We start from the raw sequence: 21,183 nt of genomic DNA on the forward strand, positions 1-21,183 counted from the left end.
GTAATTTAGCTATTTCCTTTAATGTGCTTGGTTAAAATTTGATTCGTTAATGCTTAAAAAATTGGTATCTTTTCTAGTATTATTCATGATCAATATAAATTAAGAGAGGAAGTATTAATAATATGGAAAAATTACAGTTATTAGCATTTAAAAATATAGTAGAACCCCTCTATAATGAGAAAGTATCGTATATTTATTTTCCTATTGAATGGCTTGAGATTGTAGAGATACATTATAGAACATTTTTATTAACGAGCAAATTAAAACTTGTAAATGAAAGATTGTATGAAATGTTTTCTGATATATTATTCATTCAGCATAATCCATATATATTAAAGGAAGATACGCCCTGGATTGTAGCAAAAGAACCAATGAAACAAGAACAGTTAGACTATATTTTCCAAAGCTGGTATGAGGTTATTCATGATTGGAAACCTAATAAATTAATAGATCCACCACATTTAGAATGGCAGTATGATTTAATTAGTAATTTACCAGCATTACATGATAAAAAAACGTTTTCTAAATGGGTACCAGCTCTAATTACTCATATTTTTTGCGAACAGCCTTTACATATGGAAAATAAAAATGAGGAAGAAATATATTTTTCACCACTGCGATCACAACATGTTTCTGAAGCGATGTCTGAGCCAATTAAAGATGAAGAAACACATGATTATTTCTCTTATGTATATCGGTTTGAATACGTAACTCGTGGAGGTGAGAATATTCCTCTATTAAAAGTATCTGTAGGGATTAGGAGGTTTTATCAACAATATAAGATAATAAGTCAAATAAACCTTGATATAACAACGTTTGTTTGACTTATTTTTATGAAATGCAAACATTTTGCAAACATAAGTTATCCAAAGATGCTTTTACCAAAGTTTTTAACAGCTTCTTCTTGCATGTTCGGTAAAACATGAGAATAAACATTTAATGTCATTGAAATATCTGTATGACCTAATCTTTCACTGATAATTTTAGCATTAACTCCTTGTTTTAATAGTATGGTTGCGTGTGTGTGTCTTAAGTCATGGAATTTAATTTCTTTTATGCCTGCATTGTGTGTCGTTCTAATGAAATGATTTCTGAAAGTTGCTCTTTTTATAACCATTCCAAACTCATTACAATTAATTAAATCCAAATCTTGATAAGCAGAACCAAATCTTAATTTCTCTTTATTAATTGTAATCTTATGCTTTTTTAAGGATTCTATTGTTTCTTTAGGCACAGGAATTGTGCGTTTTGACGAATTTGTTTTTGCCGTTTTTTTGATTTTATTGTTATGACCAGATGTTTGATTTATTGTAACAGTATGTTTTTCAAAATCCACGTCCTGCCATCTTAAGCCTAGAACTTCTCCCAGACGCATACCCGTAGTTATTGCAAGTAAATATCCAATGTGATATGGTGATTCTTGTGAATGCAATAGAAACTTTTTTACTTCTTCCTCTGTCCAAGTCTGGATAGAGGTTTTTTCTTTTTTTGGTATCTCAGCAAAAGCAACTGGATTTCGAGAAATAACATTTTGTTTTACAGCTAGATTTAAAGAACTCTTTAAAATTCTATGCATAAGCAGAATGGAATTGTTTGTAATACCTTTATCTATAGAGGATTTATAACATTTTTGAATGTGCATAACATTTAATTTATGGAGCGAAATCATTCCTATACTAGGTATAACATGTTGGTTGATAAATGCCCTATAGCAAGCAAAGGTACTCTCTTCTATGCTCATACTTTTAATTTCTAGCCAATGATTTAGGTAGTCCTTTAAAGTAACTTTAGATGGCTCTATAAATGTCCCTTCATTCAACTCTGTAATCTTTTTCGCGACATCAGCCTGTGCTTCTTTTTTTGTATTATATCCAGAAAACCACTTCTGTCTTCTTTTTCCTGTCTCCGGATCAGGACCGATATCAATAACAATACAATACTTATTTCCTCTTTTTCGAATATGTCCTTTCACTTAAAACACTCCTTCATTTGTTTTGAATCATGTTGTATAAGTCTAGTTGTAATTTTGCTGCTATGAAAATTACATGTTTGGACATATCAGCGATGGATACATTTTACCATATATGAACAAATTCAGTTATAGGATATGATTGTCAGTTGATGTTAAATAATAGTAGAATATTAGTAGATTCAGATGAAGAGAGGAGGGGAGAATATGGGAGAATTTTCAAAGGACCCTGGTGGGCACAGAGTAACTGATCCTGGTGTAGGTTGGCATAACGAACCAGGCGGTGGTGGTTGGAAATGCAACGAAGAACCTGGAACAGGATGGAAATCGATTTTAGGTCCAGGTACAGGTGTATAACAAAGGGGGAATAGCGGAATGAACAGTTACATAAAAGACCCAGGCGGTTCGAAAGTAGTTTCTGATCCAGGCGGTGCAGGTGGAAGTCCGTTATCATATGACCCAGGTGGTGGCGGCGCTGGCTATGAAAAGGAACCAGGTGGACATAAGATGATTGAACCTGGTGGTGGAGGTTTGAAAAATTCGACTGATCCAGGAGGATGGTAATTATGTTATTTTACTCAAAAAAATCACAAGACCTTGGGCCAGGCGGGGAAATGGGTATGTATGATCTAGGTGCAGGCTACACGAAAGACCCAGGAACAGGGATATAAAAAAAGAGAGCATTGTGCTCTCTTTTTTTGTTAGCAAAAATATGTTAATTTTTACGGTTATGATTGGATATAAGATCTCAAAACAAAAAATGCATAATTACATATTTTATTCCATCGAGCACGAGGAACGTTGCTATATAGCGTTTTTTAAACTTTCTCAACAATTGTCAGGTAACTCCATGACCGAATTTTGGGGAATTTATGTTATTATAAACGAAATAACTGGAACGAAAAAAAGACTCACAGCGTGTACAAGTAGTGCTCGCAACACTCTTGTACCGTTCGCCCGACTCACCAGGGGAACATCTGCCATAAGTCTATTTCCGGTCACTTCATGAGTAACATTTACATTATAACATGCCGATATTACTAAATCATTACTATGGTATGAATTTCCTGTTTAGAATTTGAGGAAAAGAGCGAAGCGTCTTTGTTCCAAAGGGAGGAACAAGAAGTGTGGAAAGTTTTAAATGTAATTGAAGGAGAATTGTATGTAGCTGGATTTAGGAAAAAACAGTTAGCTGATTATTGGGGTGTTAAGCCGACTACTGTAACCAAAGTTTTTAAAGGGACTAATGATATAAGCTTTGGCTATCTTTCAAAGACGCTTATTTTATTAAAGAAAAATTTAATTTCACAATCAAAAATTGTTTCCCAATATATATCAGAGACAGATCCTAAACCTGAAAATATAAGAGAGGCTATGGAAGATTTTGCTCTTAGAGGAAAGTTCGACTTGTTGAAAGGAATTATAGATCAAGAAATTATTTCTGAAGTAAATGAAAATAAAGAGTTCGCTGAAGTATATGAGATTCTTTATAAAAGATATCATGAAGGGTTGAGAGCTTCTGCATACTTTGAATTATTACGCAAAAAAAGCAAAAGTGTTAAAACAACTGAAATGGAAATACTGATAGAAATTTTATTATGCCAAGCTCAATATCAGTCTGGGAATTACAAAAGTTTGTACAAGAGATTAAAAACAGTTAACGATAAAATCAATGATATAACTAATAAGTTTATAAAAGAGTGTCTGTTTTTGAGATATAAAGAAGCGATTGCTGTTACTTCTTTACAAGGTGGAGAAATAGACAAGTCACGTTTAACATGTCGAGATATATTAGATGAATTAGAATGGGATGATTTTTTTTCGCTACCAAAACTTAATGCATATTTGAAAATGGGTGAGTCATTAATATTCGAACCTGAAAATTATGAAAACGCCAAGTTTTATTTGGAGAAAACCCTAGAGTTATTAGGGAATCCTACTTGCAAAGGGTTAGAAAATAAATGGGAACTTGTACAACAAACTTTATCATTTTTAAAGATTCATCACCAAAGAGATTTAGATACTTTAGACTTTGTACATTCTAGTGAAAAGGCATATCTAATGATATTACAAGGAGATTCATTAGAAGCCAGAAAAATACTATTAGACTTAAAAGAGAAAAATGGAGAACTGACAGATGTTCAAACAGCGTATTACGCTCTTACATGTGAAGGTAAAAAGAAGGAAGAAATACTACGAAAGTCCTTATTGATGTGCCAAAAGTCTGGTAATATTCATTATTCGCAATTACCTAAAATATACTTGGGTTTAATTTGAAAAAATGTTATAATTATCTCCGAAAGAAGAGGTGAAAATATTGAAAAGAATATTAGCATTATTACCAATTTTATTAGTAGCAGGATTGTTCACTTTTTCTACTGATAGCCAACAAACAGATAATAAACAAGAAGCGTCTAAACCTGTCGTTCAGCGTATGATGACTGATCCAGGCGGAGGTCGGTAGTAAATCCTAGTTTCGTGACTGCTTTTAATTAAATATAAATTAAAAATGACATCGTCTTAATTGACGATGTCATTCGTATTTTACGGAGAAATTTCCCTTTTGGGAAAAATGATAAAAAAGTAATTAATTCCAAAAATATACAAAATAGGATACGGGGGAATTGGAGATGACAAGAGACGAAGTATTAAAAGCTTTTCTACAAGGTGTGGCTATTACTTCAAACAATAAAGAAGATAAGATTGATGAATGTATCGAAATAGCGTTTGAACAAGAAAAGAATAGCCACGCCTCATAATGGGTTTGGCTATTTTATCGATTTATTATTAAGTTGTTCGAAGCTTTCCATCATACTTTCCATTTGTTTTAACACAATCGCTTGTTGATCTTCAGAAAGTCCATCCATTCTTTCTTTCATCTGTTTGAATTTTTTATCAAGTATTTCATCTAATTCTGGCTCGTCACTTCTATTAAGTAAATAATCCGTTGTTACATTAAAATAATTGGCTATTTTTTGTAGTGTTTTTGTACCTGGAGATTTTTTTCCCTCTACATAATAATATATAGACACGTGACTAAGACCTATTGCGTCAGCTAATTGTTGCTGAGTTATTCCTCTACTATTAATCAATTCCTTCAATCTTTCGTAATTGAACATTAAAAACACCCCTATTAGTCTTCTTTTATATTTTCATTAGTTTTTTTATAAAAGGATATAAATATATATGTTTTTATATTTTCTTTTGTTTTTATTATATATTAACTAACAGTTAAGTTGAAAGAGGGAAATTTATATGTTTTTTTATTGAAAAAGACTTGCACTTAACCATAGGTTAAGTTATTATTTGATTAACAGCTATTATAGAAGAAAGGAGTTGCTTATGAAAACTCTAAAACAGCTAAGAGAAGAACGTGGTTATACTTGTAAGGATGTAGCAGAAGCTGTTGGTATCACTGAACCTTATTATTGGTACATAGAAAATGGAAAAAGACGTCCTTATTATGATTTGGTTGTAAAAATCGCAAATTTCTTTGACGTTAAATTAGATAATATTAAAATTTTTACCCTTAACTTAACCTTTTGTTAAGTTAGAAAGTTAAGTTGAGAGAAAAAGGAGGAAAGAAAATGGGTATAGATCAAATCATTAAAGAATCCATCCGTGAAGTTGTTCGCGAAGAAATACAAGCAGCACTAGCTACATTCCAACAACACTCGCAACCTAATAAGGTAATGAGGGTGAAGGAAGCGGCTACTTATCTTAATATCGCAGTTTGTAGAATGTATGAATTAGCCAATCATCCACACTTTCCAGTGATTAGGGAAGGTCGCAAACTACTTTTCCTGCAAAAGGACTTAGAAGCTTGGCTTGAAGCACAAAAGGAGGTGATTTAGTGGAAAATCCAGCATCGTTAGCAATATTCGGAATGCTAATTGCATGTAGTACATGGATTGCTAATATCACGTACGAACCAATTAAAAAATGGGCTTGGAGTGATGTAGAACAAAAGGAAAAGACCCACGGCAATGGGTCTCTTTAGAAAAAACACTTGTTATTAGTATATCACGAAAGTAGGGAAATAGTACATGCACTTAGTTCATTATCAAGTGCTGTTACCTAATAAATTCTGGGAATTAGCAAAAAGAAAAGAAGAGTTAAAACTGATGATTAATCAATACTTCAGTGATGGTTATCTGCATTATGATATTCAACAAATTATCAAAATTGGTACATCACACATAGCTATCTGTATAAGGAGATAAATGCATATGACGAATATCGTAACTGAAATTGGAGGGTTAAATTTCAAAGGTAATGTGGTAGACCATGAATGGTTTAATTACATCACTTTTAGTAATGATAAGCCTCATATTGTAGCAATTATGGTACTGAGCGAAATTGTTTACTGGTATCGACCAACAGTTATTAGAGATGAAGTTACTGGAAGGGTTACTTATAAGAAAAAATTCAAATCGGATAAGCTTCAAAAGAGTTACCAGCAATTAGCAGAGACATTTGGTTTTTCGAAAATCCAAGTAAAACGAGCTTGTGACTTATTGGTGGAAATGAGCTTAATTGAAATTGAATTTAGAACAATTATTGTAAATGAAATAACGCTAAACAACGTAATGTTTGTTGAGCCAAAAGTAAATGAAATAAAAAGTATTTCTAGTATGTATCAACAAGTAGAAGAAGACCCTATTGACTTGGAAGTAAAGAGGGTCGTCACTTCCAAGTCAGGAACCTCTTCACTTCAAAGTAAGGGAGCTCCTAACTTTAAAGTAAGGACAAATACAGAGATTACTACAAAGAATACTACAGAGAATGTAGGTAGTAGTAACGTCTTCTCATTCTATGAAAATAATTTCGGGATTTTAAATCCATTCGTAGCCGATAGTATTACCCAATGGGCAAACGATACAAGCGAAGAACTTGTACAAGCAGCCATGGAACGTGCATTGAAACAACAGAAAAAATGGAACTACGCTGAGGGGATTTTAAAACAGTGGGCTAATAAAAACATTCGTACATTAGCAGATGTACGAGCTTCAGAAGCTGAGTTTAAAAATAAAGGGAAAAAAGGAGAGAAAAACAATGCAAGTAATCAAAAAGATAGTAGCTTCATCGACAAATACGACTTCAAGAAACGCTAGTCAAAGATATGTATTGTCTCCTAATAGATGCACGAATGTCTTTTTAGTAGGTCAAGAAAAATATAAAGATGTTTGCAGTAAACGCATGTTGATAGATATAGAAACAAATGAGGAATTTTGTCCTCAATGTAGATCGGTAGAAAAAGAAGATCAGAAATTAGCTATAGAGACACTAGCTATTAAAAAGAAAAATGAAATCATTCATTTGTATGACTCGTTTGCTGATACCAGCTTAATAAATGACAAACTCAAAAAAGCTACATTTGAAAATTATGTACCACCTAAAAAGGAATTGAACGATGCGAAAGAAATGATCATGAACTTTGTTGCTTCATTCAATAAGGAAGAACCAACGAGCGTGATTATTACAGGTGATTACGGAGTAGGAAAAAGTCATTTGTGTGTGGCGGCCATTAAAGAACTTATGAAAAAGGGTCACAGTGCAATGTTTATTCAAATGAATAAGCTATTTACTAAAATCAAATCTACTTGGAATAAAAACAGTGAAATGACAGAGGACAAGCTTATGTCCCTTTTAGCAAAAGTTGATGTCTTAATTATCGATGACTTCGGAGCGGAATTTACGGAGAAAGATAAAGAAGGCGTCACTTGGAAACAAACAAAAACGAATGAGATCGTTGATAGTCGTATAGGTAAAAGTACTTTATTTACTACCAACTTTAATATCGGTGAATTAGCAGGAATGTATGGAGAACGTGATTTTAGTCGGATGATGGAAAATGCTGAAATGTTAGAAATGCATGGCGATAATTATAGATTACGCAATTTTAAAAAGGGGGAATAACAATGTGTGCATTATGTAATGGTACAGGAATTATTCGTAAAGAAACTTATCCAGGTGTAATTGAAACGAACGGTTGTAATTGTGAAGTGGCAAAACAACAGCAAGAAGAAAATCAAAAGCGTTGGGAAGCATGGCTAGTACGTTTTGAGTCAATGAAACAAGAAGTAGAACGGAAAAGACAACAAAAAGCAAGCTAACAAGGGGGAGTAATGATGAAAAACATAGGTGTTGCAAGAAAAGTTGATGAGTTAGGGCGTGTAGTAATTCCTGTAGAGTTACGCAGAACTTTGGGAATTGCTGAAGGAACAGCATTAGGCTTTCATGTTGATGGGGAAAACATCGTTTTAAGAAAACAAGACAAGTCATGCTTTGTAACGGGTGAAGTATCTGAATCCAACTTGGAATTGTTGGGCGGTCGGATGTATTTGAGTAAGGATGGGGCAAGTGAGTTACTGGACCTTCTTCAGAAAAGTGGGATGGCACATGCCTAAACAATTAAATATTTTCGATGTAGAGCCAGCCATTTGTGAGTTTGATGTAATGAAAGCCAATGTGAAGAAAGGAACTGGACGCGTTACATATGCTGATGTACGTGTCCAGGTTCCAAAGAGTGCAAAGGGGACGGATGAATTACCTCGTAATACTAAACAAGATGATCGTTATGATATCTTTGAACAATATGTAATGGCAATATGGAGATTCCAGCGTGCTGTAGATAAGTTTTTTAATTGGGATACAGCTGAAGAATTATGTAAGGCAGCAAGGGATAAAAAAGAAACTATTCCGGTAAGGGTTTATTTAGGAAGTGGCTTCAAACCTGATGTTGTCGAGTACATGAGATAAGAAAAGGGAGATGGACATATGAAAATAGAAATCGATGTAACAAGCAATAAGCTCTATGTAGTTAAGGACGGAAATGTGATAGCAGTTAATCCACCAGTGAGCGGATTTGGCGAACAAGTTGCGGTTTGGGTTAATGGGAAAGTTGATCGTGTGGATACTAAGTTTACTGAAAAGATAAAATAATCATTTTTAGAAGGTAGGTTCGCTTATGAGCGTAGCAAGAAATCATGAAGCGATGAAGGAATCGCGTTTGAAAATATATATCGCTTTAGAAGAAGCTAACTTCATTTGGGATAAAAGAGACATTATACGTTTTCGTGAAATGTGGAAACGAGATATGAGTTTACCAGAAATGGCAAAAGCATTAAGGAGGCACCAATCAGAGGTGGCACTTCTCGTAATAGATCAGGCTGATAAGTATATGATTGAAAATCGTCCAATAGGATTAGGAATTTGTTGAAGAGAGGGGAAATCAAAATGAAAGCAATGGAAAACGGTGTATATGTAACAACTAAATTAGTTAGTGAATCAAAGGGAGGACAAGCTGTAATGAATATCAATCAAATCTGTGAATTAGATCAATATCAGGAAGCAACATTACGTACATGGAATGCAAATAATGATTTTGGTGGACGTGTTTTAAATGCAGCATTAGGGATTACGGGAGAAGCTGGTGAGGTTGCTGATATCGTAAAAAAAGCTATCTTTCATGGCCATGGATTTGATCCAGCTCATTGTCCAGGAGAAGAGAACGGGAATACTCATAAATTAGCTTTAGAGTTGGGAGACATCTTGTATTACATTTCAATCATGTCTCACGAAATGGGATATACCTTAGAAGATATTGCACAAATGAACATTTCTAAACTAGCAAAAAGATATCCAGATGGATTTAGCAGGGAAGCTAGTCAAAAGCGTGTTGATGTGAAGTAAGACCAAATTTGAATTTTGTAGAAAAACGGAGGGGAATAGAATGGTGAGAAATTTAGATTGGGGCGGACTGAAAAGTAATTGGGAAGCTTTTAAAGAGTTCGTTCAAAGAGAAGGGAAAGGCACTAGCATATTAACGGATTACTATTTTGTATTCAGAGAGGACGACTGCGGTGATGAAGCATACATTTTTACAACGCATTCTGACTTAGATGATTGGCTTTCGGAAATGTTTTGGCAATGGGAGCGTTATGATACTAGGAATGTCGAAGATTCGATGGATGATGTGTTTGTTTGGAAGTTAATTTCTGAAAGTGATTTTAAGCGTTTAGATACGCTATATAAGGGAGCAAGAAAAACATCGATTGAAATCGACGGAGAAAGATACTATAGAAAGTTAATAAAAGTATCTGTAGAGCCGACAGTTGTTGTTTCGACTAATTTTTATTAAAAGCGTTATTTTGCACAAAAATTTTTAATATTATACGCAAAAACGGCAGGAACCAATTAAGTTACCTGCTACGTTCTTGCACGGCACGAAGGAGCGTTCTCCGTTTTGAAAGAGTGCAGCCGGGGAGAAATCGGCTTAGAGGTAGTATGTGCAATATAAAAAAGATTATTCGAAAAGGGGGATGAGAAATATGAAGGATGTAAAAATTGAAGATTTCGGAGAAGAATTAAAAATTATTGTGGATGGTAAGGAAATCGCTTGTGCTACTCATATGGCAAAGGCAGTAGCAGAGAATTTATTAGTAGGTTTAGATCAAGCCGGAGCTATTAATCTCACTATTGTAGATTTAACAAAATAGTTATTGTATGAAAAATAAATAAAAGAACCCGTTAGTCATAAACGGATTCTTTCCACAAGGTTCACAAGGAATACAAGGTAACTGGTCCAGAGAAACCTATGAAATTCCATGTGATATTACTATATGTAAAGTGGATAAAACGGTTAATGGAAATTAAACAAAATTCTTATTTAATAAAAAAAATCGCATACAAAAAATGTACACGATTATATAGAAACTATGTTTTGTCTGCTCACTACATTGAATGTTTACTGTATGTAAAACGTGACACGTTGCAATAAATTAAAAGAGCACTTTTGACAGTGCTCTTAGGACCAAGACTTTTATTGTAAAAGAGTACATGATAATATATGTGACTTTTTTAAGAAAGTGAATCATTTGACCAGAATTTTCATTTGAAAACTAAAGAGCGCTTTCCAAGGCGCTCTTCTACCCAAACTTACAAAGCAAAAGAATACACGACATTGTATGCGTATTTCTTTTGCTTTGTGTAGTTTTAAAACAAAATCGTTATTTTAATTAAAAGAGCAGCTAGCAAAAGCTAACTGCTTGTTAAAAAAAGAATCCACTCTAGGTTATTTACTGCCAGAGTTTCAAGAAATAAATGATTAAATTAATTTAACTTTTCAATTACAATCGAAGCATTTATATTTGTTTGTGTTCCACCTGCTAATGTCTGCAAAGTAACTGCAGCAGCGGAAGTATGATTATTAAGGGTAAGAATATCATTTGCGGCTAAAGTGAGAACGGTTTGCCCATTGTTTTGTTGAGTTCCTGCACCTGATCCATAAACGGAGTTAGTAACGGGAGCCCCGTTTAAAAAAAGTGCAAATTGATTAGGCTCAACTCCTGATATAGAAAAAGAAATTTTATAATCTCCAGCATTAATAACTGTCATCTGAGAAGTTCCAAGAGTATGGGTAAAACCGGATGTGATTGTACCGTGTGAATTAAAAAGAATAGGTGCTTCTAAGGCAACAACTTGAGCTGCTGTATTGAAAACATAAGCATACTGAGATAAACCAGATGTTGTAAGTCCAGAAGGTCCTGTCGCCCCGGTTATTCCGGTCGGTCCCGTAGGTCCAGGAGGTCCACCAGAAGGTCCTGTCGCCCCGGTTATTCCGGTCGGTCCCGTAGGTCCAGGAGGACCACCAGAAGGTCCTGTCGCCCCGGTTATTCCGGTCGGTCCCGTAGGTCCAGGAGGTCCACCAGAAGGTCCTGTCGCCCCGGTTATTCCGGTCGGTCCCGTAGGTCCAGGAGGTCCACCAGAAGGTCCTGTTGCCCCGGTTATTCCGGTCGGTCCCGTAGGTCCAGGAGGTCCACCAGAAGGTCCTGTTGCCCCGGTTATTCCGGTCGGTCCCGTAGGTCCAGGAGGACCACCAGAAGGTCCTGTCGCCCCGGTTATTCCGGTCGGTCCCGTAGGTCCAGGAGGTCCACCAGAAGGTCCTGTCGCCCCGGTTATTCCGGTCGGTCCCGTAGGTCCAGGAGGTCCACCAGAAGGTCCTGTCGCCCCGGTTATTCCGGTCGGTCCCGTAGGTCCAGGAGGACCACCAGAAGGTCCTGTCGCCCCGGTTATTCCGGTCGGTCCCGTAGGTCCAGGAGGTCCACCAGAAGGTCCTGTCGCCCCGGTTATTCCGGTCGGTCCCGTAGGTCCAGGAGGTCCACCAGAAGGTCCTGTCGCCCCGGTTATTCCGGTCGGTCCCGTAGGTCCAGGAGGTCCACCAGAAGGTCCTGTCGCCCCGGTTATTCCGGTCGGTCCCGTAGGTCCAGGAGGTCCACCAGAAGGTCCTGTCGCTCCGGTTATTCCGGTCGGTCCCGTAGGTCCAGGAGGTCCACCAGAAGGTCCTGTCGCTCCGGTTATTCCGGTTGGGCCAGAAGGTCCAGGAGGTCCAGTTATTCCAGTAGGCCCTATTTGAGGTAAAGGAAAGGCGCATGGAAAGGGTATGTGACAACAATTCTTTTTAAATTTACTCATTTTTACACCTCCCTTATAAATTAACTATCAATTTATATTTATACTTTAACAACTTATGAGTAAACAGACACACGGGTGTAAGGAAAAAACCTATAAAAATTACATAATAGGTTTTAAGAGCAAGCCTCTATTTTAAATTCCATACCCAAAAGAGCACCATATATAAGTGCTCTTCGGACCAAAACTCTTAATGTAAAAGAGTACATGATATCATATGTAATTTTTTCATGGGCGTGAAGTATTTGAACAAAAACGCTATTTTAAAACAAAGGGGAATAGGAAATGAAAATGTTAGATCTATGTTCGGGAATTGCAGGAATAAGCATGGCAGCGGATTGGGCTGGAATTGAAACAGCAGCCTTTTGCGAAATAGAAGAGTTCAATCAGAAGGTACTTAGAAAGAACTATCCTAACATTCCTATTTTCCCGGATTTATATAAACTTACGAAACAATCATTAATAGATGGAGGCGTTGATGTTGATGCAATTGGAGTTATTTCAGCAGGATATCCCTGTCAGGGAGAAAGTCTTGTTGGTAAGAGAAGAGGTGCAGAAGACGAAAGATGGTTATGGCCAGAAGTCTTCCGACTCATTAGAGAACTTAGACCCACTTGGTTCGTTGGAGAAAATGTTGCTGGACACGTCACAATGGGCTTGGACACCGTGCTCTCCGACTTGGAAGAAGAAAACTACTCGACAAGGACATTCGTATTACCGGCTGTCAGTGTCGGCGCGCCACATCAAAGATACCGGACATTTATTATTGGCCACTCCAACGACAAGTCAAAATTACAAGCCGATCCGAGAGTTGTGCCCTTCAGAAGCAAACGGGAAGCATGGAAAAACACTACCGGGATCAATCGGGGAACACTTTCCAGAACATATTGGGAAGAAAATCAACCCGCAGTTTGTGGAATGGATGATGGGACTGCCACAAGATTGGACGAAGATAGATTGAGATTTTTGGGAAATGCTGTTGTACCTCAGCAGATCTACCCGATATTTGAAGGAATAGCAAAGATTGAAGGTTTATTATAAAAATTTCATTTTGTAGAAAAGGGGAATGGATATGATTATAGATCCACCTAAATCATACCAACATAAAGAAGATGGAACGGTTGTTCAATTATTAGAAATTAACGCTAACAATTGGTATTGCTGGGTTATATGTTCAGATGGCGTTATAAGACCTATATCAGAGGATATTTTCTTCAGAGATTTCGAACTAATTAAAAGAGCAGCTAGCAAAAGCTAACTGCTCAGGTAAGAAATGGGTTGTCTACAGTATTGACGGAATATTGAGTTTTATTCAGAGAGGAAGAGGGAAATGAGAGAAATAAAGTTTCGCGCGTGGGATGAAGAACTTAAAAAGATGTATACAGGTGATGAAATTGAAGATTACAGCAATTTAAATGCGTGGTTATCTTATGGAGGGTTAGCGATATATCGGATTGATGAAGGTGAGTACGTTCAATTAAAGTCATTGCAATACACAGGTTTAAAAGATAAGAACGGCAAGGAGATTTTTGAAGGGGATATTGTAGAGTATGATGGTTGGTTCTACATCATTAAATGGGACAAGGAAGAAACAGGGTTCTATATGCATGATAAAAATAACTTTGAAGATGATCATTTAAGGATGATTGACATAAGTGTTGGTGAAGTAATGGGGAATATCTACGAAAATCAAAACTTAATAAAATAATCCTTTGAATAGAAAGCGAGGTTAAAAGAATGGAAGGTAACGTAAAGCTATTAGGTGCAGATGGAATGTGTGGAATGGAGTTTACAGGGGATAAGGTTAATGTTTATAACGATGAAGGATACGTGATGGAGAGTATGACAACAAAGGAGCATGTTCAGGAAGTTATTGATTTTCTTGAAGAATGCAAAGGACAAATGGAATAGAAAGTGAGGCTAGGAGAATGGCTAATTTAAAGAAAAGGAAAGTAAGAAAGGCTATTGCTCGTCGTGCGAAATCCGTTGAGAAATACCAGGTTAATAAAGCTTGGAGAAATCTCTTTGTACAAGCAGGTATTATCAAATAAATGAAAACCCAATACAGTCCGGCTAGAAAACTAGAGGACACCAATTCATTAGAGCAGCAATTAAAGCTGTTTTAAGAAATGGTGTCCTTTTTATTTTGAAAAGGGAGATGGGGAAATGAAGGTGTTAAAGGATCAATTACGTGAATGGAAAAAGCAATCAAATCAAGCAAAAAAGAAAACTAAGAAAAAACGAAAAGAGAAGTTAAGTACTCGTGATATTGAAGGTTTAATGGGGATTCATGGGCCACGTTATGAACGTAGACGTGGAGCATTAAGACAAAAGTAATAAAAAATAAAAAGGAGTGGTCTTACATGACTAAGCAATTATCTTTCTTACCAAAAATCGATAGAACAGCAACGCAGAAAAAATTAGAAGGTGTTCTCGAAAATGTACGTTTATATAGACAGTTTGGAATGATGCGTGAAGAAATGAAAGTCACTCCTTCTTATGAAATTAGATATCACGGACCTACAAATGATGTAGGAAATCCATTAGAAGATGTAGCGATGGCTAATATACAACAAAGTGAACGAGAAGAGTGGATTAAGAAAACGTCATTTCGTATTGATCAGTTCCTTAGTCGCTTGGGCAATGGGCGTGCAGGAAAGGATCAAAGAAACATCATCATTAAGCGTTATTTAGAAGATGAAGATGTATGTGATTATATGGTTTATAACGAGATTGGCATGAGTGAGCGTACTTATCGACGCGTTAAGGCTAGAGTGTTTTATAAACTTGCTTTTGCTCTTAGATTAGAAGTTTATGAGACAGAAGAAATTGGAGGGGGTGAATAATGAATTTTGTTCAGCCTATACGTAATCCAGAAGAGATACAGCAGCTAAAAGATTATTTTAAGGAGAAGAGCTTACGTAATTACATTCTCTTCATTATGGGAATAAATACAGGCTTGAGAATCTCGGATATTTTGAAATTGAAGGTGGGGGACGTCAAAGGTAGTCATATATCTATGAGGGAAAAGAAAACAGGGAAACAGAAACGAATACAAATTACTGCAGCACTGAAAAGAGAACTTAAATGGTTTATTGAAGAAAGAGAAGACAGTGAGTATCTATTGCAAAGTAGACAAGGTAAGAATCGCCCTATAGGTCGTAGCATGGCATATAAGATATTAAGTATAGCCGCAGCAGAGTTTGGATTAGATGAAATAGGAACACATACGTTGAGAAAGACGTACGGGTATCACATGTACATGCAAACCAAAAACATAGCATTACTCATGGAGATATTCAATCACTCGTCAGAGAAGGTGACGTTACGTTATATAGGTGTAAACCAAGATGCAATGGATAAAGCAATGACTAGGTTTAAAATCTAATCATTGCTTTTTTCTTTTTAAATCTATACAGTTACTCATAAATTTCGTACTGTGTAACTCAAAAGGGAAAGTATTATAAAGTCAATGATAGCAATGGATTCAGCAAAGGGGTCAGTTACACACAATATAAGATATGGGTAACTAGATATATGATTGTAAAAAATGTAATATATTATTAGTTATATATTCCTTAGAGTAATGGAGTGAGAGAAATGAATTGGCCTGTAGCAATAGAAGAGGGATTAAAATGGATTCAAAGTTTAGGGATTTTTACTGTAGGTACCGCAGCGATAACAGGGATGATCGGTTACTTATTTAAAACATTATTTGCTCATGTTTTAAATAAACAATTAGAAGATCATAAAACGGCTTTAAATAAACAGATATATGAAAATCAGTTGGCAGTAAATAAACAATTAGAAGATCATAAAACGGCTTTAACGAGACAGATAGATGAACATAAATCTGAGTTGCAAAAATTAGAAAATAAACATCAGATTATATTTAATAAGTTGCATGAGAATCGAGCAGAGACAATAAAAGTTTTATATTCTAAATTTGTCGATTTAGAAAATAAAATGATTAATTTAACAAAGCTTTTTCGAGCGGTAGGGGAAAAAAGCATGAAAGAAAAAGCGGATGAAGCATCAATTAGCTATTGGGATTTTTTAAGTTTTTATAGCGTGAACAGGATTTATTTTAATGAAGATGTTTGTGAGTTGATTGATAAAATAGAAAAAGAGATTAGAGGGATATTAATTAGTACTGGAGTGTACGAATTACATTTAATTGAATCGGGACCAGGAAGTAATGTTAGTCCGGAACAGACGGAAATATGGCTTGAGAATTGGGGACGTATTGAAAAGGATGTTCCGAAATTGAAAAGGAATCTGGAAGGAGAATTTAGAAAGTTATTGGGAGTCAATGAAGGTTAAAGACGTGGCAGAGTCGTGACCGCTTTTTGGCAGTAAATGTGCCGGTTGTTTTGGAATCAACGTGATATATTTGTATTGTGAGAAGTGGCGGAAAACACAGCTCATAAAATTCCTTTATAATCTGTATGTTATCTAAACGGTTTCATAATGACGGCACATAAAATCCGAAACCAGCAGATGGTACTGATTGAATGATACCGTTATTAAGGAGAGCTTTTGCTCTTCTTTGAGCTAATAACATCCTAGGTAGATAGAATGAGGGAAACCTGATAAGTTTGCCAAGAGCGTCTGTCGTGGTTGTTAGCTCAAAGAAGATTAAAACTTCATTTACCGTAATTAAAATACAAATCAATAATTTATATAAAAGCATCCATTCGGGTGCTTTTTATTATGGAGGAGGATGAAGGATGAGTGAACAGAAGAGTGCATTATCAGTAAAGGTAGATGTTGATACAAAAGAAGCGAACGAAAATATTAAAGAATTAACTGCTGCGGTTAATGAATGTGTGGAAGCATTTGATAAGTTGGGAAAGGTTATGAGTAAATTTACGAATCAAAGTGAAACGGTTGAATGGTATTGTGGAGGTAAATTAATAGATCAATCTGAAGCTAAACAAACAACGGATGGGTATAAGATGTCAGCGACTAATATCAATGGAGTGAAAACAAATGAAACTAACTGAACTAACTAAACAAGAACAAGCGGTTGTGATTTATACATTAGTTCCGTTACTTGGACAGGATCTTGTAAACGAACGTATCGATAAACAAAAATTAGAAAGTGCAATCCCAATCTTTAATGCAATGGAAGATGACACCACACCAAAGCAAAGAAGAGAAGCGATGGTTAGTTTGCTCGATAAAACAATGGATGAATTTCTGAAGGCTTAGACATAAAAAACGGACGAAACTTGTTGGCTTTCAAGTCTCATCCGATGGCAATGTCACTTCATTATAACAACTTGTATTTATTTGTAAAAAGATAATCGGAATGTTCTTTCAAAAGGAGTGAGGATAGATGCAAGTCTATTGTTCTAGTTGTAATAAAGATTACGATATGCAACCGCAAATAGCACAGATTCCTAATCGTATTGAGAAGTGTTTCTTTATTTGTCCTCATTGTAATCATGAGCATGTTGCTGCATATGTGAACGATAAGATTCGTAAGCATCAAGCGGACATCGCTAAGTGCCATGAGCGTATTAATAAAAAGAATCTTGCTATCGAGGATGAAATGAAACGGTTAAGGAAGAGAATGGAGGGAAGTAAATGATGACGATATTAGCCTATCTTATTATTGGTTTACTTTATAGTTCCATTACAATGTATCCAGTTGCAAGAGATGTTGCACACAGGAAGAAGCATGACAATGTATATCTAGTAAGCACCTTTGTCATTTCAATTGTACTAATAATTGTCTTCTCTCCTTTCTGGATTATTCTTGCTGGGTTCGATGTAGCAATGATGTTTTATAAATGGAAGAACAGAAACCGAATGAAGTGCGAATGCTTTATTTGCGGTTATGAATCTACTATAGATATAGTAACTGAGTCTAGTAAACGTTGCTCACAATGTAATGGTATAACAATACCTAAACCTACAGGTGATACACATGCCAAGTAAACCATTCAAGCCTTGTAAGTCGTTAGGGTGCAATGAACTAACAAGGGATAAGTATTGTGCTAAACATTTAGAAAAGGAAAACGAAACCGTAAGATATTACGACAAACATATTCGAAACAAAAGCTCACGTTCATTCTATAACTCCAAGCCATGGAGAGTTATGCGTGAGTTTATTTATCATAGAGATCATGGTCTATGTGTTCAATGTAGAAGCAACGATATCATTAAGATAGGTGATGTAGTCGATCACATCATCCCTATTCGTGTAGACTGGTCAAAACGATTAGAACCAACTAATTTACAAACGCTCTGTCATGCTTGCCACAATAAGAAAACAAAAGACGATGAGAAGAAAAATAAAAAATCATTCGAAAGAAAAAATTCATAAACAACCCCCCGCCATGAAAAAGCAAAAGGCGAATCCCTGGAGACCGCCGCTTAGCTTTCCGTACAAAAAATTCGTTTTATTTCATAAAAGGGGGTTCAACTAAAGGAGGTGGTTCACATGGGACGAAAAGCGAAGCCAATTCATTTGCAAATACTTGAAGGGAATAAAAACCGATTAACTAAACAGGAAATAGAACAAAGAGTGAGGGCCGAACAACATATTCAACCAAAAACGAATAGAATAAAAGCCCCAACTTGGTTAAATACAGTAGCAAAAAAAGAATTTAATCGAATTTCTAAAGAGTTAATGGAATTAGATCTTATTACAAATGTAGATATTAATGCTTTGGCAGCTTATTGTGATGCCTACTCTGATTATGTTGAATGTACAAAGATTATTGGTGAAGAAGGGTTAATGGTAGAGTATACAAATAAAGCAGCTGAAACTAATAAAGTGCCACATCCCTTATTAACTAAAAAGAAACAATTACATGAACAAATGAAGTCGTTAGCGATTGAATTTGGATTAACGCCAAGTTCTAGAGCATCTTTGGCAAAGCCTAAGGGCGATGATAAACCAAAAACCAATGCAGAAAAGCGGTTTGGTGATAGGGTATGAAATTAGAAGAAAGACTAATGCAATATGTTTATGATATTTCGGACGGTAACATATTGGCTTGTAAAAAACATAAATGGGCTTGTGAGCGTTTTTTAAGAGACTTAGAACGTACACAAGATGATGAGTGTCCATTCTATTTTGATATTGAACAACTGTATGATTTTTATGAATGGTGCAAGCAATTTAAACATTTTAAAGGTGTATTAGCAGGTCAATATATTGAATTAACCGATTTTCAATTATTCGTAGCGGCTAATATATTTTGCTTTCTTATTAAAATTACAAATAATAGACGGTTCTTACGTGTATTTATTGAACTTGCAAGAAAAAATGCAAAATCACAATTTTTGGCTCTTATCGCTTCTTATATAACGTTTTTATCTGATCAACAGGAAGAGTGCTATATAGCAGGTTGGGATAGACAGCAATCAAGCCTTGTTTACAATGATATTTTAAAACAACTAGGCGCATGTGATATGTTATCTAAAAAATATAAGGATTCGTATGGGAAGATCACTCATATAAAAAGTGGATCAACAATAACGCCACTTTCTAAAGAGGCAAAGAAGACCGGTGATGGTACAAATCCATCGCTAGGGATTGTTGATGAATATCATGCTCATGATACTAGCGAGATTTATGATGTAATTGATTCTGGAATGGGTGCACGTGAGAATACATTAATGTTCATTATTACTACAGCGGGATTTAACATTAATGGACCTTGTTACAAGGAATATAAATACTGTTCTAGGATAGTAGATCCAAATGATTTAGGTGTGGAGAATGATGAGTATTTTGTTGTTATTTGTGAACTTGATAAAGACGATGATATCAAAGATGAAACAAATTGGATTAAAGCCAATCCGATTGTAGCAACTTATGAAGCTGGAATGAAGAAGCTTCGAAGTGATTTGAAAGTTGCTTTGGATAATCCTGAAAAAATGCGCTCTTTTCTTACAAAACGTATGAATATTTGGGTTAACCGAAAAGAGAATGGTTATATGGATATGTCCAGATGGAATAAATGTGATGAAGTAATTGAGTTATCTGAACTGAGTGGTATGGAATGTACAGTAGGAGCCGATTTATCAGCAAAAATCGATTTAACTAGTGTGGATTTCGAATTCAAGAAAGATGAAAAATATATCGTAATTAGTCATAGCTTTATACCAGAGGATACTTTAGTCGAGAAAATGAAAACAGATAAAGTACCATATGACATTTGGGCGCAGCAAGGTTGGATTACTGTAACGCCTGGTTCAGTAGTAGACTATAATTTCGTTAAAGAATATATAAAAACTATGGAATCAGATAATGAGTTTAAAATAAAAGAAATATGTGCGGATCCTTGGAATGCAACTCAATTTATGCAAGACATGGAAGCGGAAGGGTATGTTGTTGTAGAAATCCGACAAGGTATGGCTACTTTATCAGGACCAACAAAAGACTTTCGTGAGCAAGTGTATCAAAAGAAAATTATCCATAATAACAATCCAGTTCTTAATTGGGCAATCGGAAATGCTGTTACTAAGCAAGATGCCAATGAAAATATCATGTTGGACAAGTCAAAAGCAACAGAAAGAATTGATCCAATTGCGGCTGTGATTAACTCGCATGTCCGATGTATGCTCAATTTTGGGGAAATGGACTTAAACTCACATATCTTAAGTCAAGATTTCTCATTCTAGGAGGAATTACATGCGGTTTTTAATGTTCTTTATCAGTATTTTAGAAGATATTTTACTTATTTTGGGGTTGTCCATTATTGTTGGGACGACTTTTTTTA

General features: G+C 35.6%; 38 protein-coding genes. 35 read left to right on the forward strand and 3 right to left on the reverse strand.

Annotated elements, in window-relative coordinates:
* Positions 1 to 122 precede the first annotated feature (122 nt).
* Positions 123 to 824 carry a pPIWI_RE module domain-containing protein gene (locus JFU18_RS01900; RefSeq protein WP_002065619.1) on the forward strand — a complete coding sequence of 234 codons (702 nt, stop codon included), beginning with the start codon at positions 123 to 125 and terminating at the stop codon, positions 822 to 824.
* A 38-nt stretch (positions 825 to 862) separates the two neighbouring features.
* On the opposite strand, the gene JFU18_RS01905 is transcribed toward JFU18_RS01900, so the two are convergent.
* Positions 863 to 1,972 (reverse strand): site-specific integrase, encoded by a 1,110-nt coding sequence (locus JFU18_RS01905; RefSeq protein ID WP_201033898.1) that lies wholly within the window; start codon positions 1,970 to 1,972, stop codon positions 863 to 865.
* Positions 1,973 to 2,176: 204 nt separating this feature from the next.
* Here JFU18_RS01905 and JFU18_RS01910 point away from each other — a divergent pair, with 204 nt between their 5' ends.
* From JFU18_RS01910 to JFU18_RS30170, 5 genes are all read left to right on the forward strand, one after another.
* Positions 2,177 to 2,326, forward strand: coding sequence for a hypothetical protein (locus tag JFU18_RS01910; protein ID WP_201033897.1), 150 nt, complete (start codon positions 2,177 to 2,179; stop codon positions 2,324 to 2,326).
* An 18-nt stretch (positions 2,327 to 2,344) separates the two neighbouring features.
* On the forward strand, positions 2,345 to 2,533 hold the full coding sequence (locus tag JFU18_RS01915) for a hypothetical protein (RefSeq protein ID WP_088074299.1): 189 nt from the start codon (positions 2,345 to 2,347) through the stop codon (positions 2,531 to 2,533).
* 561 nt (positions 2,534 to 3,094) lie between these two features.
* Positions 3,095 to 4,246, forward strand: coding sequence for an AimR family lysis-lysogeny pheromone receptor (locus JFU18_RS01920; RefSeq protein ID WP_201050209.1), 1,152 nt, complete (start codon positions 3,095 to 3,097; stop codon positions 4,244 to 4,246).
* A gap of 40 nt (positions 4,247 to 4,286) precedes the next feature.
* On the forward strand, positions 4,287 to 4,433 hold the full coding sequence (locus tag JFU18_RS01925) for a complement C1q protein (RefSeq protein ID WP_201033895.1): 147 nt from the start codon (positions 4,287 to 4,289) through the stop codon (positions 4,431 to 4,433).
* Positions 4,434 to 4,599: 166 nt separating this feature from the next.
* Complete coding sequence (locus JFU18_RS30170; protein WP_272938034.1) at positions 4,600 to 4,728, forward strand: hypothetical protein; 129 nt, start codon at positions 4,600 to 4,602, stop codon at positions 4,726 to 4,728.
* A 9-nt stretch (positions 4,729 to 4,737) separates the two neighbouring features.
* Here the strand turns inward: JFU18_RS30170 and JFU18_RS01930 are convergent, their stop codons facing one another.
* A complete protein-coding gene (locus tag JFU18_RS01930) occupies positions 4,738 to 5,088 on the reverse strand; it encodes a helix-turn-helix domain-containing protein (protein ID WP_088074295.1) in 351 nt (116 codons plus the stop codon).
* Between the two features lie 223 nt (positions 5,089 to 5,311).
* Here JFU18_RS01930 and JFU18_RS01935 point away from each other — a divergent pair, with 223 nt between their 5' ends.
* From JFU18_RS01935 to JFU18_RS01995, 13 genes are all read left to right on the forward strand, one after another.
* Positions 5,312 to 5,518 (forward strand): helix-turn-helix domain-containing protein, encoded by a 207-nt coding sequence (locus tag JFU18_RS01935; protein ID WP_201050210.1) that lies wholly within the window; start codon positions 5,312 to 5,314, stop codon positions 5,516 to 5,518.
* 38 nt (positions 5,519 to 5,556) lie between these two features.
* Entirely contained in the window at positions 5,557 to 5,823 is a 267-nt protein-coding gene (locus JFU18_RS01940; protein WP_088074293.1) for a helix-turn-helix domain-containing protein, read from the forward strand.
* Complete coding sequence (locus JFU18_RS01945) at positions 5,823 to 5,969, forward strand: hypothetical protein (RefSeq protein WP_165763982.1); 147 nt, start codon at positions 5,823 to 5,825, stop codon at positions 5,967 to 5,969. The genes JFU18_RS01940 and JFU18_RS01945 overlap by 1 nt, the downstream gene beginning before the upstream one ends.
* Positions 5,970 to 6,198: 229 nt before the next feature.
* On the forward strand, positions 6,199 to 7,083 hold the full coding sequence (locus JFU18_RS01950) for a DnaD domain-containing protein (RefSeq protein WP_201033894.1): 885 nt from the start codon (positions 6,199 to 6,201) through the stop codon (positions 7,081 to 7,083).
* Positions 7,025 to 7,888, forward strand: a complete 864-nt coding sequence (locus tag JFU18_RS01955; protein ID WP_201033893.1) for an ATP-binding protein — start codon at positions 7,025 to 7,027, stop codon at positions 7,886 to 7,888. Before JFU18_RS01950 ends, JFU18_RS01955 begins: the two co-directional genes overlap by 59 nt.
* A 2-nt stretch (positions 7,889 to 7,890) precedes the next feature.
* Positions 7,891 to 8,085: a hypothetical protein gene (locus tag JFU18_RS01960; RefSeq protein ID WP_199626730.1), complete on the forward strand. Its 195-nt coding sequence runs from the start codon at positions 7,891 to 7,893 to the stop codon at positions 8,083 to 8,085.
* A 15-nt stretch (positions 8,086 to 8,100) separates the two neighbouring features.
* Positions 8,101 to 8,379, forward strand: a complete 279-nt coding sequence (locus tag JFU18_RS01965; RefSeq protein WP_088074282.1) for an AbrB/MazE/SpoVT family DNA-binding domain-containing protein — start codon at positions 8,101 to 8,103, stop codon at positions 8,377 to 8,379.
* Entirely contained in the window at positions 8,372 to 8,731 is a 360-nt protein-coding gene (locus tag JFU18_RS01970; RefSeq protein WP_088074280.1) for a cell division protein SepF, read from the forward strand. The genes JFU18_RS01965 and JFU18_RS01970 overlap by 8 nt, the downstream gene beginning before the upstream one ends.
* An 18-nt stretch (positions 8,732 to 8,749) precedes the next feature.
* Positions 8,750 to 8,914 carry a DUF3954 domain-containing protein gene (locus JFU18_RS01975; protein WP_081085896.1) on the forward strand — a complete coding sequence of 55 codons (165 nt, stop codon included), beginning with the start codon at positions 8,750 to 8,752 and terminating at the stop codon, positions 8,912 to 8,914.
* Between the two features lie 25 nt (positions 8,915 to 8,939).
* A complete protein-coding gene (locus JFU18_RS01980; protein WP_201033892.1) occupies positions 8,940 to 9,191 on the forward strand; it encodes a helix-turn-helix domain containing protein in 252 nt (83 codons plus the stop codon).
* A 17-nt stretch (positions 9,192 to 9,208) separates the two neighbouring features.
* Positions 9,209 to 9,664 (forward strand): nucleoside triphosphate pyrophosphohydrolase family protein, encoded by a 456-nt coding sequence (locus tag JFU18_RS01985; protein ID WP_201033891.1) that lies wholly within the window; start codon positions 9,209 to 9,211, stop codon positions 9,662 to 9,664.
* A 40-nt stretch (positions 9,665 to 9,704) separates the two neighbouring features.
* Entirely contained in the window at positions 9,705 to 10,112 is a 408-nt protein-coding gene (locus JFU18_RS01990; RefSeq protein ID WP_201033890.1) for a hypothetical protein, read from the forward strand.
* 181 nt (positions 10,113 to 10,293) lie between these two features.
* Entirely contained in the window at positions 10,294 to 10,470 is a 177-nt protein-coding gene (locus JFU18_RS01995; RefSeq protein ID WP_201034628.1) for a hypothetical protein, read from the forward strand.
* A gap of 613 nt (positions 10,471 to 11,083) precedes the next feature.
* Here JFU18_RS01995 and JFU18_RS02000 read toward each other — a convergent pair.
* Entirely contained in the window at positions 11,084 to 12,445 is a 1,362-nt protein-coding gene (locus JFU18_RS02000) for a BclA C-terminal domain-containing protein (RefSeq protein WP_201033889.1), read from the reverse strand.
* 282 nt (positions 12,446 to 12,727) lie between these two features.
* Between JFU18_RS02000 and JFU18_RS02005 the strand changes: the two genes are divergently transcribed.
* The 16 genes from JFU18_RS02005 to JFU18_RS02080 all read left to right on the forward strand — a co-directional run bounded on the left by JFU18_RS02005 (position 12,728) and on the right by JFU18_RS02080 (position 21,085).
* Positions 12,728 to 13,483: a DNA cytosine methyltransferase gene (locus tag JFU18_RS02005; protein ID WP_201033888.1), complete on the forward strand. Its 756-nt coding sequence runs from the start codon at positions 12,728 to 12,730 to the stop codon at positions 13,481 to 13,483.
* 31 nt (positions 13,484 to 13,514) lie between these two features.
* Positions 13,515 to 13,700 carry a hypothetical protein gene (locus JFU18_RS02010; RefSeq protein ID WP_201033887.1) on the forward strand — a complete coding sequence of 62 codons (186 nt, stop codon included), beginning with the start codon at positions 13,515 to 13,517 and terminating at the stop codon, positions 13,698 to 13,700.
* 72 nt (positions 13,701 to 13,772) lie between these two features.
* Complete coding sequence (locus tag JFU18_RS02015) at positions 13,773 to 14,150, forward strand: YopX family protein (RefSeq protein WP_201033886.1); 378 nt, start codon at positions 13,773 to 13,775, stop codon at positions 14,148 to 14,150.
* 29 nt (positions 14,151 to 14,179) lie between these two features.
* Positions 14,180 to 14,353 carry a hypothetical protein gene (locus JFU18_RS02020; protein WP_016095515.1) on the forward strand — a complete coding sequence of 58 codons (174 nt, stop codon included), beginning with the start codon at positions 14,180 to 14,182 and terminating at the stop codon, positions 14,351 to 14,353.
* Between the two features lie 17 nt (positions 14,354 to 14,370).
* Complete coding sequence (locus JFU18_RS02025) at positions 14,371 to 14,493, forward strand: DUF3983 domain-containing protein (RefSeq protein WP_016095514.1); 123 nt, start codon at positions 14,371 to 14,373, stop codon at positions 14,491 to 14,493.
* 115 nt (positions 14,494 to 14,608) lie between these two features.
* Positions 14,609 to 14,779 (forward strand): hypothetical protein, encoded by a 171-nt coding sequence (locus tag JFU18_RS02030; RefSeq protein WP_016095513.1) that lies wholly within the window; start codon positions 14,609 to 14,611, stop codon positions 14,777 to 14,779.
* Between the two features lie 26 nt (positions 14,780 to 14,805).
* Positions 14,806 to 15,288: an ArpU family phage packaging/lysis transcriptional regulator gene (locus JFU18_RS02035; RefSeq protein ID WP_201033885.1), complete on the forward strand. Its 483-nt coding sequence runs from the start codon at positions 14,806 to 14,808 to the stop codon at positions 15,286 to 15,288.
* Complete coding sequence (locus JFU18_RS02040) at positions 15,288 to 15,830, forward strand: site-specific integrase (RefSeq protein WP_201033884.1); 543 nt, start codon at positions 15,288 to 15,290, stop codon at positions 15,828 to 15,830. The genes JFU18_RS02035 and JFU18_RS02040 overlap by 1 nt, the downstream gene beginning before the upstream one ends.
* 212 nt (positions 15,831 to 16,042) lie before the next feature.
* The gene (locus JFU18_RS02045; protein ID WP_201050212.1) at positions 16,043 to 16,765 is read left to right on the forward strand and encodes a hypothetical protein; all 723 of its coding nucleotides are present in this window, start codon (positions 16,043 to 16,045) and stop codon (positions 16,763 to 16,765) included.
* Between the two features lie 407 nt (positions 16,766 to 17,172).
* On the forward strand, positions 17,173 to 17,448 hold the full coding sequence (locus JFU18_RS02050) for a hypothetical protein (protein WP_201033883.1): 276 nt from the start codon (positions 17,173 to 17,175) through the stop codon (positions 17,446 to 17,448).
* A complete protein-coding gene (locus tag JFU18_RS02055) occupies positions 17,435 to 17,656 on the forward strand; it encodes a hypothetical protein (RefSeq protein ID WP_201033882.1) in 222 nt (73 codons plus the stop codon). The genes JFU18_RS02050 and JFU18_RS02055 overlap by 14 nt, the downstream gene beginning before the upstream one ends.
* A gap of 127 nt (positions 17,657 to 17,783) precedes the next feature.
* Positions 17,784 to 18,038, forward strand: coding sequence for a hypothetical protein (locus tag JFU18_RS02060; protein WP_201033881.1), 255 nt, complete (start codon positions 17,784 to 17,786; stop codon positions 18,036 to 18,038).
* Complete coding sequence (locus JFU18_RS02065) at positions 18,038 to 18,388, forward strand: hypothetical protein (protein ID WP_201033880.1); 351 nt, start codon at positions 18,038 to 18,040, stop codon at positions 18,386 to 18,388. The genes JFU18_RS02060 and JFU18_RS02065 overlap by 1 nt, the downstream gene beginning before the upstream one ends.
* Positions 18,378 to 18,776: an HNH endonuclease gene (locus tag JFU18_RS02070; RefSeq protein WP_201033879.1), complete on the forward strand. Its 399-nt coding sequence runs from the start codon at positions 18,378 to 18,380 to the stop codon at positions 18,774 to 18,776. The genes JFU18_RS02065 and JFU18_RS02070 overlap by 11 nt, the downstream gene beginning before the upstream one ends.
* Before the next feature lie 108 nt (positions 18,777 to 18,884).
* Complete coding sequence (locus JFU18_RS02075) at positions 18,885 to 19,394, forward strand: phage terminase small subunit P27 family (RefSeq protein ID WP_201033878.1); 510 nt, start codon at positions 18,885 to 18,887, stop codon at positions 19,392 to 19,394.
* Positions 19,391 to 21,085: a terminase large subunit gene (locus tag JFU18_RS02080; protein ID WP_201033877.1), complete on the forward strand. Its 1,695-nt coding sequence runs from the start codon at positions 19,391 to 19,393 to the stop codon at positions 21,083 to 21,085. The genes JFU18_RS02075 and JFU18_RS02080 overlap by 4 nt, the downstream gene beginning before the upstream one ends.
* Positions 21,086 to 21,183: the final 98 nt, after the last annotated feature.

The sequence above is a fragment of the Bacillus sp. TH22 genome (genome assembly GCF_016651015.1).
GTDB lineage: Bacteria > Bacillota > Bacilli > Bacillales > Bacillaceae_G > Bacillus_A > Bacillus_A mycoides.

Coding starts and splice junctions, on each gene's coding strand:
- JFU18_RS02030 (WP_016095513.1), top strand. CDS start 14,609: ATGAAGGTGTTAAAGGATCAATTACGTGAATGGAAAAAGCAATCAAAT.
- JFU18_RS02005 (WP_201033888.1), top strand. CDS start 12,728: ATGAAAATGTTAGATCTATGTTCGGGAATTGCAGGAATAAGCATGGCA.
- JFU18_RS02055 (WP_201033882.1), top strand. CDS start 17,435: ATGAAACTAACTGAACTAACTAAACAAGAACAAGCGGTTGTGATTTAT.
- JFU18_RS01900 (WP_002065619.1), top strand. CDS start 123: ATGGAAAAATTACAGTTATTAGCATTTAAAAATATAGTAGAACCCCTC.
- JFU18_RS02010 (WP_201033887.1), top strand. CDS start 13,515: ATGATTATAGATCCACCTAAATCATACCAACATAAAGAAGATGGAACG.
- JFU18_RS02050 (WP_201033883.1), top strand. CDS start 17,173: ATGAGTGAACAGAAGAGTGCATTATCAGTAAAGGTAGATGTTGATACA.
- JFU18_RS01980 (WP_201033892.1), top strand. CDS start 8,940: ATGAGCGTAGCAAGAAATCATGAAGCGATGAAGGAATCGCGTTTGAAA.
- JFU18_RS01910 (WP_201033897.1), top strand. CDS start 2,177: ATGGGAGAATTTTCAAAGGACCCTGGTGGGCACAGAGTAACTGATCCT.
- JFU18_RS02015 (WP_201033886.1), top strand. CDS start 13,773: ATGAGAGAAATAAAGTTTCGCGCGTGGGATGAAGAACTTAAAAAGATG.
- JFU18_RS01970 (WP_088074280.1), top strand. CDS start 8,372: ATGCCTAAACAATTAAATATTTTCGATGTAGAGCCAGCCATTTGTGAG.
- JFU18_RS02020 (WP_016095515.1), top strand. CDS start 14,180: ATGGAAGGTAACGTAAAGCTATTAGGTGCAGATGGAATGTGTGGAATG.
- JFU18_RS01975 (WP_081085896.1), top strand. CDS start 8,750: ATGAAAATAGAAATCGATGTAACAAGCAATAAGCTCTATGTAGTTAAG.
- JFU18_RS01915 (WP_088074299.1), top strand. CDS start 2,345: ATGAACAGTTACATAAAAGACCCAGGCGGTTCGAAAGTAGTTTCTGAT.
- JFU18_RS02035 (WP_201033885.1), top strand. CDS start 14,806: ATGACTAAGCAATTATCTTTCTTACCAAAAATCGATAGAACAGCAACG.
- JFU18_RS01960 (WP_199626730.1), top strand. CDS start 7,891: ATGTGTGCATTATGTAATGGTACAGGAATTATTCGTAAAGAAACTTAT.
- JFU18_RS02060 (WP_201033881.1), top strand. CDS start 17,784: ATGCAAGTCTATTGTTCTAGTTGTAATAAAGATTACGATATGCAACCG.
- JFU18_RS02070 (WP_201033879.1), top strand. CDS start 18,378: ATGCCAAGTAAACCATTCAAGCCTTGTAAGTCGTTAGGGTGCAATGAA.
- JFU18_RS01935 (WP_201050210.1), top strand. CDS start 5,312: ATGAAAACTCTAAAACAGCTAAGAGAAGAACGTGGTTATACTTGTAAG.
- JFU18_RS01930 (WP_088074295.1), bottom strand. CDS start 5,088: ATGTTCAATTACGAAAGATTGAAGGAATTGATTAATAGTAGAGGAATA.
- JFU18_RS02025 (WP_016095514.1), top strand. CDS start 14,371: ATGGCTAATTTAAAGAAAAGGAAAGTAAGAAAGGCTATTGCTCGTCGT.
- JFU18_RS01985 (WP_201033891.1), top strand. CDS start 9,209: ATGAAAGCAATGGAAAACGGTGTATATGTAACAACTAAATTAGTTAGT.
- JFU18_RS01990 (WP_201033890.1), top strand. CDS start 9,705: ATGGTGAGAAATTTAGATTGGGGCGGACTGAAAAGTAATTGGGAAGCT.
- JFU18_RS02040 (WP_201033884.1), top strand. CDS start 15,288: ATGAATTTTGTTCAGCCTATACGTAATCCAGAAGAGATACAGCAGCTA.
- JFU18_RS01940 (WP_088074293.1), top strand. CDS start 5,557: ATGGGTATAGATCAAATCATTAAAGAATCCATCCGTGAAGTTGTTCGC.
- JFU18_RS02045 (WP_201050212.1), top strand. CDS start 16,043: ATGAATTGGCCTGTAGCAATAGAAGAGGGATTAAAATGGATTCAAAGT.
- JFU18_RS30170 (WP_272938034.1), top strand. CDS start 4,600: ATGACAAGAGACGAAGTATTAAAAGCTTTTCTACAAGGTGTGGCTATT.
- JFU18_RS02065 (WP_201033880.1), top strand. CDS start 18,038: ATGACGATATTAGCCTATCTTATTATTGGTTTACTTTATAGTTCCATT.
- JFU18_RS01955 (WP_201033893.1), top strand. CDS start 7,025: ATGCAAGTAATCAAAAAGATAGTAGCTTCATCGACAAATACGACTTCA.
- JFU18_RS01965 (WP_088074282.1), top strand. CDS start 8,101: ATGAAAAACATAGGTGTTGCAAGAAAAGTTGATGAGTTAGGGCGTGTA.
- JFU18_RS01950 (WP_201033894.1), top strand. CDS start 6,199: ATGACGAATATCGTAACTGAAATTGGAGGGTTAAATTTCAAAGGTAAT.
- JFU18_RS02080 (WP_201033877.1), top strand. CDS start 19,391: ATGAAATTAGAAGAAAGACTAATGCAATATGTTTATGATATTTCGGAC.
- JFU18_RS02000 (WP_201033889.1), bottom strand. CDS start 12,445: ATGAGTAAATTTAAAAAGAATTGTTGTCACATACCCTTTCCATGCGCC.
- JFU18_RS01995 (WP_201034628.1), top strand. CDS start 10,294: ATGAGAAATATGAAGGATGTAAAAATTGAAGATTTCGGAGAAGAATTA.